At 46.2% G+C, this 13,676-nt stretch carries 10 protein-coding genes; 1 reads left to right on the top strand and 9 read right to left on the bottom strand.

The features are described 5' to 3' along the window. From LIN78_RS16640 to LIN78_RS16615, 6 genes are read right to left on the bottom strand one after another with little or no spacing between them, the layout of a single operon-like run. Positions 1-1,248 carry an aromatic ring-hydroxylating oxygenase subunit alpha gene (locus LIN78_RS16640; protein ID WP_227182006.1) on the bottom strand — a complete coding sequence of 416 codons (1,248 nt, stop codon included), beginning with the start codon at positions 1,246-1,248 and terminating at the stop codon, positions 1-3. 29 nt (positions 1,249-1,277) lie between these two features. Then, entirely contained in the window at positions 1,278-2,042 is a 765-nt protein-coding gene (locus LIN78_RS16635; RefSeq protein WP_227182005.1) for an adenine nucleotide alpha hydrolase family protein, read from the bottom strand. 5 nt (positions 2,043-2,047) lie between these two features. Beyond that, positions 2,048-3,157 (bottom strand): electron transfer flavoprotein subunit alpha/FixB family protein, encoded by a 1,110-nt coding sequence (locus tag LIN78_RS16630; protein WP_227182004.1) that lies wholly within the window; start codon positions 3,155-3,157, stop codon positions 2,048-2,050. A gap of 12 nt (positions 3,158-3,169) precedes the next feature. Then, on the bottom strand, positions 3,170-5,050 hold the full coding sequence (locus tag LIN78_RS16625) for a (Fe-S)-binding protein (protein ID WP_227182003.1): 1,881 nt from the start codon (positions 5,048-5,050) through the stop codon (positions 3,170-3,172). A gap of 1 nt (position 5,051) precedes the next feature. Beyond that, positions 5,052-7,112, bottom strand: a complete 2,061-nt coding sequence (locus LIN78_RS16620) for an NADH:flavin oxidoreductase (protein WP_227182002.1) — start codon at positions 7,110-7,112, stop codon at positions 5,052-5,054. Positions 7,113-7,123: 11 nt separating this feature from the next. Then, positions 7,124-7,657 (bottom strand): DUF5943 domain-containing protein, encoded by a 534-nt coding sequence (locus tag LIN78_RS16615; RefSeq protein ID WP_227182001.1) that lies wholly within the window; start codon positions 7,655-7,657, stop codon positions 7,124-7,126. 398 nt (positions 7,658-8,055) lie between these two features. On the opposite strand from LIN78_RS16615, the gene LIN78_RS16610 reads away from it, so the two are divergent. Beyond that, on the top strand, positions 8,056-9,990 hold the full coding sequence (locus LIN78_RS16610; RefSeq protein WP_227182000.1) for an EAL domain-containing protein: 1,935 nt from the start codon (positions 8,056-8,058) through the stop codon (positions 9,988-9,990). A gap of 149 nt (positions 9,991-10,139) precedes the next feature. Here the strand turns inward: LIN78_RS16610 and LIN78_RS16605 are convergent, their stop codons facing one another. The 3 genes from LIN78_RS16605 to glyA all read right to left on the bottom strand — a co-directional run bounded on the left by LIN78_RS16605 (position 10,140) and on the right by glyA (position 13,629). Then, complete coding sequence (locus LIN78_RS16605) at positions 10,140-10,985, bottom strand: glycine betaine ABC transporter substrate-binding protein (RefSeq protein ID WP_227181999.1); 846 nt, start codon at positions 10,983-10,985, stop codon at positions 10,140-10,142. 256 nt (positions 10,986-11,241) lie between these two features. Beyond that, positions 11,242-12,213 carry a dipeptidase gene (locus LIN78_RS16600; RefSeq protein ID WP_227181998.1) on the bottom strand — a complete coding sequence of 324 codons (972 nt, stop codon included), beginning with the start codon at positions 12,211-12,213 and terminating at the stop codon, positions 11,242-11,244. 129 nt (positions 12,214-12,342) lie between these two features. Continuing rightward, positions 12,343-13,629, bottom strand: coding sequence for a serine hydroxymethyltransferase (glyA, locus tag LIN78_RS16595; protein ID WP_227182063.1), 1,287 nt, complete (start codon positions 13,627-13,629; stop codon positions 12,343-12,345). Positions 13,630-13,676: the final 47 nt, after the last annotated feature.

Below are 13,676 nucleotides of genomic sequence, written 5' to 3'. Positions count from 1 at the left end.
TTAGTCACCGATCAGTGTTTTCATACGATTGATATACCAGTTAGAGAATTTCTCTACTAGTGTCTCTGTGTAAGGAGAGTAAGGACCAGGTTGATACTCTGGGCTTTTCGATCCTTTGTGTGATTCTTCCACCAAGAAACGGTCTTGTGAGTTAGTTGCGTTCCACACAGCCGTTAAGTTTTCTACTGTGTAATCCACACCTTCTACCGCATCTTTGTTAACCAACCATTTAGTGCGAACCAATGTTTTATCCGCGCTCAACGGAATCACACTGAAGGTCACAATGTGGTCAGCCATGAAGTGGTGCCAGCTGTTTGGTTGTGTCCAGAAAGACAAGCCACCAATCGCTGCATCGCCAAAGTCAGCGAGCAATTTCTTACATGCTGATTCAGTGCTTAGCGTTTGTGATTGACCTTCTTTATCTAGTGGCATACGCATAGTACGGAAACCACTGATTTTGGTATCTAGGCAATCCACTTCTGCAGAAGGTAAGCCACACGCTTCCCATTTTGCATGGCGCTCTTTTACCATTTCTTCGTATTGCTTCATGCCTTCATCGGTTTCTGCACTTGGTGCAAAACCGTAGCTGTAAGCATATAGCGAAATGGTTAATTCTGGATGGTTACCGGTACAGTGGTAGCACTCACGGTTGTTTTCCATCGTTAATTTCCAGTTGCCCTCTTCGATAATATCGATTTGAGCAGCAATTTTGGTATTAGCGATTTGGTGTGGTGCAATGTACGGGGTCATTGTATCCACTAGTTCTTGGAAATCTTCTGGTGGGTTATCTGCTAAGCAGATGAACAACAGACCCGCCACATTTTTCAAATGAACTGGCTTCAAACGATGCTTAGAAGGATCAAAGTCTTCACCCATGTGCTCGGCGAAAAGTAGCTTACCTTCTAAGTTGTAAGTCCACTGGTGGTAAGGACAGACCAAGTTACCGGTGCTGCCTTTGTCGTGTGTACAGACACGAGAACCACGGTGACGACAAACGTTGTGGAATGCACGCACTTCGCCGTCATCATCACGAATAATCAAGATTGGCTGATTGCCAATCTGTACAGTCATGTAGTCACCAGCTTCAGGCACATCAGGCTCAACACCAACATACATCCAGTGTTTGCCGAAAATGTGTTTCATGTCGGCATCAAACACTTCCTGGCTGTTGTAGAAAGGAGCCTCTAGGCTATAACCAACCTTGCGGCGATCCAGCAGCTCACGGATATTAACAGGTGCCTGACTCATTTATGCTCTCTCCTAAACGGTGCAACAAATCAAAAATCTATGAGGCGATGTTCGCGCAGGTAGTCGAGGACAACTTGCGCTTTTGCGACAGCATCCCCAGTTTTCACGACCTGTCCGCCAGATTTTCCATCATCACTAGCGATTGCACCCAACATACGAGCGTGGCCGCTCTGTTTTAACTTCGCTTTCAGCATTAGCGGACGACGTGTAGCCGCCTCGTATTGCCAATAAGAGCTCACTTTGCCGGTGCTGCCAATACGGCTACGTAGTAGACGACCTTGTCTTGCTTTCGCAAACGCATATTGCACATTAATTGGTGCACGTGGGTGAACTGCAATAATAGCTGGCAGGCTAACCTCTACCTCACGGCGAAGGCCTTTCGGCATAAACTGCGTCACACGAACCAAGCGACCAACTAACTTAACCGTTAGCGCATCAGGCACCAACGGCACGCCTAATTGCGCAGATAACTGATAAGGAAGCAAACCACTCGCCTCTCCACCATCGGCCCTACCGCCAAGCAAGATCAATTCTTGACCAGAAAGCGCTGGCTGCAATGTATCGACAATATCGCAACCTTCATCGCCTAGCACTTCAATTTCACTAGCACCTAAACCTAAGTACCCATCTAAAGAAGCATCGCTAGGCGCACCCGCTGTTAATACCTTTAGTGAGGTGCTAATCGTCTGCGCTACACCTAGCGCCGCCACATCGGCCTGAGCCGGTCTAGGACGCCCACTGACGGGGTGGTAACCAGGTGTCACTAATACAGCAACTTTTACGTGGTTAGACATGCCAATTACTCCTTACCAGCGACTTTTTTGGCGTCGTTCACCAATTCCAGCATGGCTTTCATGAAGGAAGAACTATCTTCAATCACGGTCAAACTTGCCCGCTTCACAATTGGAGCGCTTTCATCGATATTCACTGCAATTACATGGCGGCAATCTTTAATACCTTGTAAATGCTGAACCGCACCAGAAATACCAATGGCCATATACATGCTTGATTGAACAGTTTTACCGGTTGCCCCTACTTGCTTCGCACGTGGGAAGCGACCATCATCCACCGCCACGCGAGAGGCACCAGTTGCCGCACCCATAGCATCTGCCAGTGCTTTGAAGGTAGACATGTCTTTCATGCCGTTACCGCCAGAGACAATCGCATCAGCTTCTTCTAGCGCAACATTTTCTGGCGCACTAGCAGAAATACCCAAGTCACGAACACGTTCAGATACGCTATTGACAGTCGGGCTCTCAACGACTTCGCCTTTACCCACCCATGGCAATTTGGTATCTACTGCGTTCTTCGCTAACATCACAACATCTGTCAGTTTAGCAACCGCAAAGCGATTACCCGGGATCCAACGACGCACTTCTGTTTGGTTAATTTCAACCACATCGGTTGCGATGGTTTTACGATGAATCGCAGCAAAGCGACGTCCAATTTCTGCATCAGCACCGGTATCAGGCAAATACATTCTGACTGGGTGAATCTCGCCCCATAATTGGCGCAATGCTTCTACCGTTGTTTCTGGTGAGTAGCGAGTCACATCTAATGATGGGTAAGTGATGATCTTGTCTGCACCAAGGACAGAAAGGTCATCATTACAAGTACCCATAATCGCTACGACCACAGCGGTCTCTGCATTCGCCAGTAACGCTGCAGCAGCAATGGCTTGTTTGCCATGCTCGTCTAACGCGCCACGATCGCTATGCACTACCACCAATACGGTCGCTGTTGTTTCTTTATTTGTTCTCAGTGCCACGCGTGATTCATCGTGATGAGAAACTTGCATTGGGTCTCTCATCCCAGTTTCAGCACCAAGAATGATCCGCTTGAGACCGCTTGGGCCAATCACATAAGGACGGCGTGGATCAATGCGCGGTATGTTTTGCATGTCATGCATGATCATCTCCCCTTAATCTGCCAAGCGTTCTGCGACAAGTTCTGCCAACTCGACCACGTCCGGACGGTCACCCACCACACCTTCCAGCATGGCTGTACAGTTTGGACATGCAACGGCTACTTTTGCTGCGCCAGTCGATTTCACATCTTGCATACGCATGTCAGAGATACGAGCTTCACCAGGGATATCGGTAAATGCAGAACCACCACCCCATCCGCAGCAACGCGCCTTCATGCCAGAACGTTCCATTTCCACTACTTTGATGCCAATGCCTTTCAACACATTACGTGGCGCATCGGTTTCGCCGTTGTAGCGACCTAAGTAACATGGATCATGGTACGTAAAGTCTGGCATTGCAGTGGCAGATGCCTTCAGACGTAGACGGTCATCCTTCATTAAAGATTGAATCACTTGGCTGTGGTGATGCACTTCAAACTCACCACCAAATGCTGGGTATTCATTCTTTAAACAATGGAATACGTGTGGATCTGGCGTCACAATGCGTTTGAATTTCAAGTTCTTCAGTAAGGCAATGTTTTCTTTTGCCAAACGTTGGAAACCAGCTTCATCACCCAAGCGTCTTGCTAAATCGCCACAATCTTTTTCAGCAGATCCCAATACAGCGAATTGCACACCCGCATGCTTCAACACTTTAACCAAGGCACGAAGCGCACGTTGGTAGCGCATGTCAAATGCACCCTCACCAGCAACAAGTAACCAATCGGTTTGCTGGCCAGGTTGTAGCACTGGCACATCTAGGTCGATTGACCAGTTGTAACGCACTTCTACAGGATAACCACCAACGGTATCTGTCGTACGCAGGTTTTCTAGCGCCTCAGCACCTTTGTTTGGCACATCACCAGTCGTTAGCGTAATGTTGCGACGAATGTTAACAATGGTATCCACATGCTCAATCAGCATCGGGCACTCTTGCACACAAGCACGGCAAGTCGTACAAGACCAGATCGTATCGGCATCGACCAATTGGCCAATAATTGGCTGATCAGGTGCACCGCTATGTTGACCGACTGGCTTACCTGGATATGGGCTACCTGCAAACGAAGCGTCTGAGCCACCCACCATACCAACCACCATGTCTTGAATCAGTTTTTTCGGATTCAGTGGCTGACCAGCAGCAAACGCAGGGCAATTAGCCTCACACTTACCACATTGCACACACGCATCGAAAGACAACAAACGATTCCAAGTAATGTCAGAAGGCTTCGCTACACCAAACTCCCCTTTTTCAAGGTTCAATGGTTTTAAGTCAGTAGAACGCTTACCGTCAAAACGGTCTTGGCGAGGGTGGAAAGCTAAGTGCAACAAACCAGCAATGGCGTGCTTCATTGGGCCGCCTGCGCCAATACCACGCGCAAACTCAATCGCCCCTAGTAACACACCCACCATCGCCAACGCAGCAATCACGTATACAGATGCTGTTGCATGCGTAATCATCAATACCGCTGTACCTAATGAAAAAGCAATTAGGCTAACAGGTAGACGGCTCCATGCCCCTTTCGATAAACGAGAAGGTGCATTGCGGCGACGTTGCCATACTGCAATCGAACCAGCAAGCATGACTAGTGCAAAGAAAAGAATCACGTAGTCGAGCCAGGTTTGATACAGCATCAAACCGTAATTCAACGCAACTAGACCCAACACAGCAACCGCCCCCCCGGCAGTCGCTACGTGGACTCTAGCAATATATGGCTCGCGAGCCACCACGTGATGTAAATCGACAAAATATCTTTTTGGCACGGTTAGTAGCGACACCCAAGAGAATGCCGCTTCTTGCCCTTGGCGCCAGTAGGCCGAACGCTTAGCCAAGCCAAGCGCCAGCACTACCATGGTCAGCCAGAACAGCCCTGTCAAAATATGAGCAAAAGAGACCATATTAGAAGTCCTTCACTAGCCTCAGCGCGTCGTAGATCGCACCGTGGACATTGTGCATAGAGATACAATCACCCACACGGAACAATAGGAACTTACCGTTACCTAACTGCTCTTGCAGAGATGGCTGTGGCTTAGAAGCGAACAAGGCATGAACATCCGTCTGACCTTTATTGACAGACGAATCTTTCATTTCCCAGTACAGTTCATCATTCGGTGTAATACCGTTTTCAATGATGACCTGATCCACTGCGCGCTCTTCTAATGCCTCTGTATACTCATTACGAAGCACAGCAATTTTCTTACCGTCTTCTTCATACACTTTGTCTAACCAGTAGTTAGGTGTAGGAATGATGCCGTTTGCGTACATACGGCGATAGAAGATTGGGAAGGTGGTACCACCGGTGTCATCACCCACTTTGACGTCAGGTGTAACGATTTCAACCTTGCTACCGCGGTTAGCAATAAAGTCTGCCGTACCGAAACCAGCGTGTGTACTCATTGAGTCATACACAAGAACGTTTTCTGCAGGCGCCACTTTGCCTGACAGAATATCCCAGCTAGTCACAGCCAAACCTTCAGCAACACCCCAGCCTGGCACTTGCTCAGAGAATGGACGTCCACCAGTAGCTAGCACAACGATATCTGGCTGTTCAGCCATAATCATTTCTTTAGTCGCAGCCACGCCGAAACGACGATCCACACCTAAGCGCTTCGTTTCTAGATCGAACCAGCGAACAATACCGGCCATCTGTTCACGTTGAGGTGCTTTAGCTGCCAAATTAATCTGGCCACCAACCTGATCGCTTTTCTCGAACAACACCACATCGTGACCACGCTCACGTGCAACACGAGCAGCCTCAAGGCCAGATGGGCCTGCACCAACCACTACCACTTTGCGTTTTTGAGGTGCTTTTTCAAACTGATGTGGCATGGTTGCTTCACGGCTAGTAGCCGCGTTTTGAATACACAATACGTCTTGACCATGGTACTGACGGTCAATACAGTAGTTTGCACCCACACACTGTTTGATCTGATCTTCACGGCCATCACGAATTTTGGTGACCAAGTATGGGTCCGCAATATGCGCACGGGTCATCCCCACCATATCCACCCAACCATTTGCCAAGATACGCTCAGCTTGGTTAGGGTCACGAATACTTTGCGCATGCATTACAGGCACTTTAGACACTGTTTTGATGCCGTGAGCCAAATGCACAAATGGCTCTGGTGGCAATGCCATTGGTGGCATACAGTTAGCTAAGGTGTTGTGCGTATCAGCACCTGAACCCACAACAGAGATATAGTCGATCAGGCCGGTTTCAGACATCGCTTGTGCGATTTCTTTTAGCATTTCGTGTGACAAACCATCTTCATGGAATTCATCACCACACATACGTAAGCCAACGCAGAAGTCTGCGCCAACCTCTTCACGTACCGCTTTCAGTACTTCCAAGCCAAAACGCATGCGGTTTTCTAAGCTACCACCCCATTCGTCATTACGGAAGTTGGTACGCGGGCTCCAGAATTGATCGATCAAATGCTGGTGAGCTGCAGATACTTCGATACCATCCATACCTGCGGCTTTTACACGGCGAGCAGCCTGTGCAAAATCGGCAATAATGCGATGAATTTCTTCTGTTTCAATGGTCTTTGCGTTACCGCGGTGCACCGGTTCACGGATGCCAGATGGGCTAACTAGGTGAGGCCAGTGTTCACCATAGTAGCTAGAGCGGCGGCCCATGTGAGTTGCCTGAATCATGATCTTTGCGCCGTGGCGGTGCATTGCTTCCGCCAAACGATTCAGTGGATCAATAATTTTATCTGTCGATAAGTTCACAGACTTCCACCAGCTCTGCGGGCTATCGATAGACACAGGGCTAGAACCACCACAAATGGCTAGACCCAAACCACCTTTCGCTTTTTCTTCGTAATAACGAATATAGCGATCACCAGGTAAGCCACCTGGTTCTGCGTATACTTCGGCGTGAGCTGTACTCACAACACGGTTACGAATCGTTAATTTATTGAGTGTGATCGGTGCAAAAAGATTTGGATAACGCATGACCTACCTCATTACTTCGGCTGAACAGTAAATACGCAGTAGTCAAAACCTTCTGCTGCACATTGGGTTTCGGCACTCACCGTTTTGTAAGATTGACCAGTGTGCTCACCCACCCAGTCCATCGCACCTGCAAACCAACCTGCAAACATATAACAGGCTTTTTCTGGCACCTTAGGAATACCAGCTGTGCCTTGCGCTAATACAAATGCAGAATGGTCCAAGCGAATTTGCGCATCGCCAGTTTCAGCATTTGCGCTAATAAAAGAGAATAGACCCCAACCGCGTTGAGATAGACGTAACAAATAATGCTCAAATACAGCCATGCCTTCTAGGCCATGTGTTTTTGCTTCGCTTTCACACCAGAAATAAGCAGAGCGATAACCAGCATCGTATAAAATCTGTGCGTATTCATCTTGTCCCATCACGGTTTCTACTGCGCGATGGTTATTGACGAAAAAGTGACGTGGCACGTAGAGCATTGGCAAACCGTTCGTGGACCAAACGCCTGTTTCTGAATCTACATCAATTGGTAATTGTGGCTGCATGACTTGCTCTCCTGGCTGTCGCAAACAAATTCAAATCACAAAAAGAAACTTTGTTAGATGCGTGCCATGTTGCCGGACAAGTCGAAGTCACTATACCGCTTTGGCGACAGATTTTTGCCGCTTGACGACCATTCTTCATTTTTGACGACAAGGAGAAGCAAAGAGAAATAGGGAAAAATGTATACAGTATGAAAAATTTATCGAGGGTTTGACCAAAAACCATCCCTCCACCCTTCTCATAACAAGCATTAACGTAATAATAGGGACTTACCCCCAACTCCAATTTAATTGATGGAGATTTTGCGTTGTTAATTAAATCTTTCAGAGATTGCCTGAACAAATGCGTACCGTACACAATACTGACACTGGGTTTAGCCGCAATATTTGCAGCTATCTCCATGGTGATTATTGATTCTACATCTATTACCGCTTATATCCCATTAATGGCATTAGGTGCCTTTTTATCTTTTTATGGCGTCCATTTATTAGATAAAAAAATGCGGGATTCGATTGGCTCTATTATAGATGCCTTTACGAACGTTCACCCAAGGCTATCTCCTGCCATTTTAGAAACTAACTTATTAGCGCAAGACGAATTAGAAAAACTAAATAAGATTATTTTGGGTTTACAACAATCTAACAATCAATATCAGTTGGTATTTGGTGCAACACCCGATTGCATTTTATTAGTCAATAAATCATTAGAAATTGTGTTAGCCAATGATGCTGCCGCCGATATCCTTGGCTATCAGCCAGAAGAATTACAAGGTCAGTCCGTTGATTTATTTCTACCAGAAAAAATGCATGCTAGTCATCGCCACTTAGCGCAGCAATTCATGAACAACCCCATCGCCAAAGGAATGGGCCATCGACCCATCCTGGAAGTCATCGCTAAAGACGGTCATTTAGTTGCAGTTGAAATTTCACTGAATCCACTACCAGCACCTAACAATGACAAAATTGCGGTAGTGATTCGCGATGCAAGACAGCGTTCTGAATATCAAAACCGTATTCAACACTTATTGCATTACGACACATTGACTGAACTCCCAAATCGGCGACTTTTTGAAGATCGGCTTAACCAAGCCATTTCCAGAGCAGACAAGCATCAGCAACAAGTCAACTTAGTGATTATAGGGTTGGATGGTTTCAAAACCATCAACGATGTACTTGGCCATGAAGTCGGCGATCAAGTACTATCTACTATTGCCGCTCGTTTAACCGACCATCTTGAATCACATCGCACTGTTGCTAGAATTGGTGGCGACGAATTTGCCATTGTATCTGAAGACCCTAACTCGCCTCATGTGATGCCAGTGCTACTAGAACGTATTACTGCCGCCGTTGTAAAACCGATCCGTGAAGCAGGACAAACCCTCAAGTTGACTGCTTCACTAGGTATTGCCACTTACCCTATCGATGCAGACAATGGTAGAGATCTACTAAAAAATGCAGACATTGCACTAATGCAGGCTAAGCAAGCAGGACGTGGAAAATTCAACTTTTACAACTCAGAAATTAGCCCTGAAATAAAAGACAAATTAGAAATTGATAATCAACTTAGACACGCATTAGCCAAGTCCGAATGCAAAGTACACTATCAACCTATTGTTGAATTGGAATCTCAAAAAATTGTTGCCGCTGAAGCATTGCTCCGTTGGAACAACAGTAAACTTGGCCAAGTCCCTCCCGATCGCTTTATTCCTGTTGCTGAAAATAATGGTCTTATCCGAGATTTAGACCAGTGGACACGGCGCATGGCATTTAGTCATGCGCAATTCTGGGCACAAGATGGTAAGGCAATAGCTGTTTCTGTGAACGTATCAGCGGTTGACTTTGAACAAACGTCTTTAGCACACGATATCATTCAGATCATTAAAAATAGTGAATTAGACCCATCCATGGTCTCGCTTGAAATTACAGAGAGCATGCTAATGAAAGACCCCGAGCATGCATCAGACGCGTTACAACTGCTTAGAAATAGTGGCATCAAAGTGGCGATTGATGATTTTGGCACCGGCTACTCTTGCCTCGCGCACTTACAGACTTTTCCAGTCAACCGACTAAAAATTGATCGTGCTTTTGTTAGCAATATGCTGAAGGATGCCAATGCGAAGAAGATCATTGCCGCCATTATTTCTTTGGCGCATACGCTAGACATGGAAGTAGTAGCGGAAGGCATTGAAACTGAACCCCAACGACAAGAGTTAATCAATATGGGCTGTAAATTAGGTCAAGGCTACTTATTTTATGCGCCAATGCCTGCAGATCAATTCACAGAGTTGATTGCCAAACAACAACAAGATGCGGACATAGATACTGCTATGCATTAAATAAAAATGCACTCAATAAATGGGTAAACAGGCTCATTATAATTAGGTGCAATACAAACAATATCAATTACCAATAAAAAAACCGCTAGTTTTCACTAGCGGTTTTTTCATGAATTTGGCTAGCCATTAAATCACTAGCACAGATTCAATTATTTCAACCACTCACCAACACGTGCTTGGTGATCTTTCACCCATTTTTCAGCAGCAGGTGCTGGCTTTTCACCGTTCTCAACAGCCAACATCACACCACCAATTTCTGGGCCTTTCCACTGGAATTTCTTCAAGAATGCAACCACATCAGGTGCTTTCTTTTCTAGTGATGGGTTGATCACGCTATCAACGTGTTCATCATCACCATATACTTTTTTCGGATCTTCCAAGAATTTTAGCTTGAACTTAGCAAACATGTAGTGAGGAATCCACCCCGTCACCGCAACAGCTTTTTGAGCAGCTACAGAACGGCTCAATTCAGCCATCATACCTGGGCCAGAACTAGGCATTAGTTTTAGGCTTAAGTTGTATGATTTGATTGCTTGCTCGGTAGTTTTCATCACACCAGCACCGGCATCAATACCAACAATACGGTTACCGAATGCATCTTTTTGTGTTTCTAGATCAGCGATCGTTTTTGCTGTAACGTAAGCAGGTACGATCAAACCAATTTTTGCGCCATCGTAGTTTGTACCAACAACAGTCACTTTGTCTTTGTACTGTTTGTAGTAAGCTTCGTGGGTAACTGGCAACCATGCAGACAAGGTAGCATCTAAATCACCTTTAGCTACACCACCCCACATAATACCAGCAGCAACTGGTACTAGTTTCACTGGGTAACCTAGTTTGGTTTGAATGATGTTTGCAGCTACGTTAGTGGTTGCAACACTATCTGCCCAACCTTCAACATAACCGATTTTGATTTCTGGTTTGTCTGCTGCGAAAGCAGCGTTAGCACCTAAAACAGCCAACGCAACTGTAGTCAAACCCAACAACCTACGCATTTTGTTCATCCTGACTCACTCCTGATTAAAGATTACAAAGCTTGGTTACAACTAATTAAAAGATAGCGTCTACGCGCCTTTTTAGTCTGGGGACAGCAATTAAATCAAAACAACCCTTAACAACAATTTAGTGACAATTTGCAGAAATTACAAGCGTATTGACCACTTTTTATTACATATTCAGTTCTTATTCATCAATTGAACCGAACGTGCAAAAAAATCGCCCCCAGGGAGGGGGCGAAAAGCAAGGGATGAATTAACTTCCCCAGACATCCTTGAAAGTACGAAGCCAGTTTTCGCCAAGTACCTTCTGAATTTTGCGTTCGTTCCAGCCAGCGCGTTTCATCGCTTCCGCTAGGTTAGGCGTTTCACCAATAGTCTCAATCCCTTCTGGGTTTTTGATGCGACCAAAACTAGTCAAACGACGGTAGCGGCCTTTATCGTGAGTCAACCAGTCAAAGAAGCCTTTGTCGTAGCCTTGTGTAAAGTCAGTACCAAAGCCAACACAGTCTTCACCAACAATATTGATGATGTAGTCCATTGCCTCTACATAATCATCAACGGTTGCTTCAATGCCGCGTTTTAAGAAAGGAGGGAACATGGTGACACCAATAAAACCACCATGATCAGCAATGAATTTCAGTTCTTCATCGCTCTTATTGCGTGGGTGCTCTTTCAAACCGAGAGGTGCACAGTGTGAATAACACACTGGCTTTTTAGATTCTAGAATCGCTTCTTCAGACGTTTTGCTTCCAACGTGAGATAGGTCAACCATCATGCCTAAGCGGTTCATTTCAGCGATCACTTCGCGGCCAAAACCAGATAGACCACCGTCACGCTCGTAACAGCCTGTACCAACTAAGTTCTGTGTGTTGTAGCAAAGCTGAACAACACGTACACCCATATCCCAGAATGCTTCGATATAACCAATGTTATCTTCGAAGGCATGTGCATTTTGGAAGCCTAGAATCACGCCAGTTTTGTTGTTGGCTTTAGATTCTAAGATGTCATCAGTGCTACGTACCAAGGTTAATAGGTCAGCATTTTCAGCGACCATTTTTTTCATCTTAGCGATATTATCGACAGTGCCTTGAAAACCTTCCCAAACAGATACAGTACAGTTTGCAGCGGTCAGGCCACCTTTACGCATGTCTTCAAAGACATCACGGCCCCATTTAGCAATGATTAGACCATCAATAACAATACTGCTTTCAAACACGTTAGACATGCATTTATCTCCTGAACAGTACCGTCTCTGCCTAGCTTTTGTGACGGCTGTATTTCGTGAAAACGTTGACGTTAATGTCAGGGAAAACGCACTTAGCTACCATCGTTCTAACGACATGAAAAACAGTTATTACGACGTATACATTGGAAAACGACGACAAAGTGCAGCGACTTCATCGCGGACACGTCTTTCCGTGTCTGTGTGACCTCGGGAATCAATTTGTAGACCTGCCAAGACTGCAAGCACTAATTCGCCGATACGTTGAAATTCTCTTACCCCAAATCCACGGCTAGTCCCCATCGGGGTGCCTAAACGGATACCAGAGGCGATTTTTGGCGGGGCGGTATCAAATGGGATACCATTTTTATTGCAAGTAATACCGACGCGCTCAAGGGCAACTTCCGCTTCATTGCCCCACAAGCCTTTCGGTCGTAAATCAACTAGTAGCAGGTGGTTATCTGTTCCCTTTGTGACTAAATCGACTCCACCCTCTTGTAGCACTTCCCCCATTGCGCGTGCATTTTCTAATACTGCTTCTGCATATGCCTTAAAGGCTGGCGTCGCAGCTTCTGCAAACGCCACGGCCTTACCTGCAATCACATGCATCATCGGCCCGCCTTGAATCCCAGGGAAGACGGCAGCATTAATTTGACGCGCAATTTCTTCTTCGTTAGAAAGAATAAAGCCGCCCCTTGGCCCTCTCAAGGTTTGATGCGAGGCTGAGGTGACAATATGCGCATGAGGCAGCGGGCTTTCGTGCAATCCAGCAGCTACTAACCCAGCAATATGCGCCATATCGACCATTAGATAGGCGCCGACCGCATCGGCAATCTCTCTAAACTTCGCCCAATCAATTTTTCTAGGGTACGCAGAGGAGCCTGCAATGATTAACCGTGGGCGATGCTCAAAAGCAAGCTTAGCAACTTCTTCGTAATCAATTTCGCACGTATCGGTTCGTACACCGTAATGCACCGCATGAAACCATTTTCCAGAAAGCGTCACCCTTGCACCATGGGTCAAGTGCCCACCAGCATTAAGCGACATGCCAAGCACCGTATCACCCGGCTGCAACAAGGCGAGCATGACAGCACTATTTGCCTGAGCGCCCGAATGAGGTTGTACATTCGCAAATTGGCTACCAAATAATGCATTGGCACGAGCAATCGCGATTTCTTCTAATTCATCGGCAAAACGACAACCCGCGTAATAACGCTTACCGGGATACCCCTCAGCATACTTATTGGCGACGATCGACGATTGAGCCTCTATAACGGCTTGCGAAACTAAATTTTCAGATGCAATTAAACCAATTTGATCTAATTGCCGAGAAGACTCTTGAGATAACAGAGAGGCAATCAGGGGATCTGCATCAGTTAAAGATCGCTGAAAAAAAAATTGCGTATCGTTGGCTGACACAGGCTTCCCCGATTGTATTTGCACCACTATTCCTACTTTGATGAACT

The sequence above is a fragment of the Leeia speluncae genome (assembly GCF_020564625.1).
Taxonomy (GTDB): Bacteria; Pseudomonadota; Gammaproteobacteria; order Burkholderiales; family Leeiaceae; genus Leeia; species Leeia speluncae.
Note: the sequence above shows the minus strand (reverse complement) of the source record. Positions and strands in the feature narration are given on the sequence as shown.

Bases quoted from the DNA above. Each gene is read 5' to 3' on its own strand.
- LIN78_RS16600 (WP_227181998.1), bottom strand. From the start codon at position 12,213: ATGTCTAACGTGTTTGAAAGCAGTATTGTTATTGATGGTCTAATCATT.
- LIN78_RS16630 (WP_227182004.1), bottom strand. From the start codon at position 3,157: ATGCATGACATGCAAAACATACCGCGCATTGATCCACGCCGTCCTTAT.
- LIN78_RS16625 (WP_227182003.1), bottom strand. From the start codon at position 5,050: ATGGTCTCTTTTGCTCATATTTTGACAGGGCTGTTCTGGCTGACCATG.
- LIN78_RS16615 (WP_227182001.1), bottom strand. From the start codon at position 7,657: ATGCAGCCACAATTACCAATTGATGTAGATTCAGAAACAGGCGTTTGG.
- LIN78_RS16635 (WP_227182005.1), bottom strand. From the start codon at position 2,042: ATGTCTAACCACGTAAAAGTTGCTGTATTAGTGACACCTGGTTACCAC.
- LIN78_RS16610 (WP_227182000.1), top strand. From the start codon at position 8,056: ATGGTGATTATTGATTCTACATCTATTACCGCTTATATCCCATTAATG.
- LIN78_RS16605 (WP_227181999.1), bottom strand. From the start codon at position 10,985: ATGCGTAGGTTGTTGGGTTTGACTACAGTTGCGTTGGCTGTTTTAGGT.
- LIN78_RS16620 (WP_227182002.1), bottom strand. From the start codon at position 7,112: ATGCGTTATCCAAATCTTTTTGCACCGATCACACTCAATAAATTAACG.
- LIN78_RS16640 (WP_227182006.1), bottom strand. From the start codon at position 1,248: ATGAGTCAGGCACCTGTTAATATCCGTGAGCTGCTGGATCGCCGCAAG.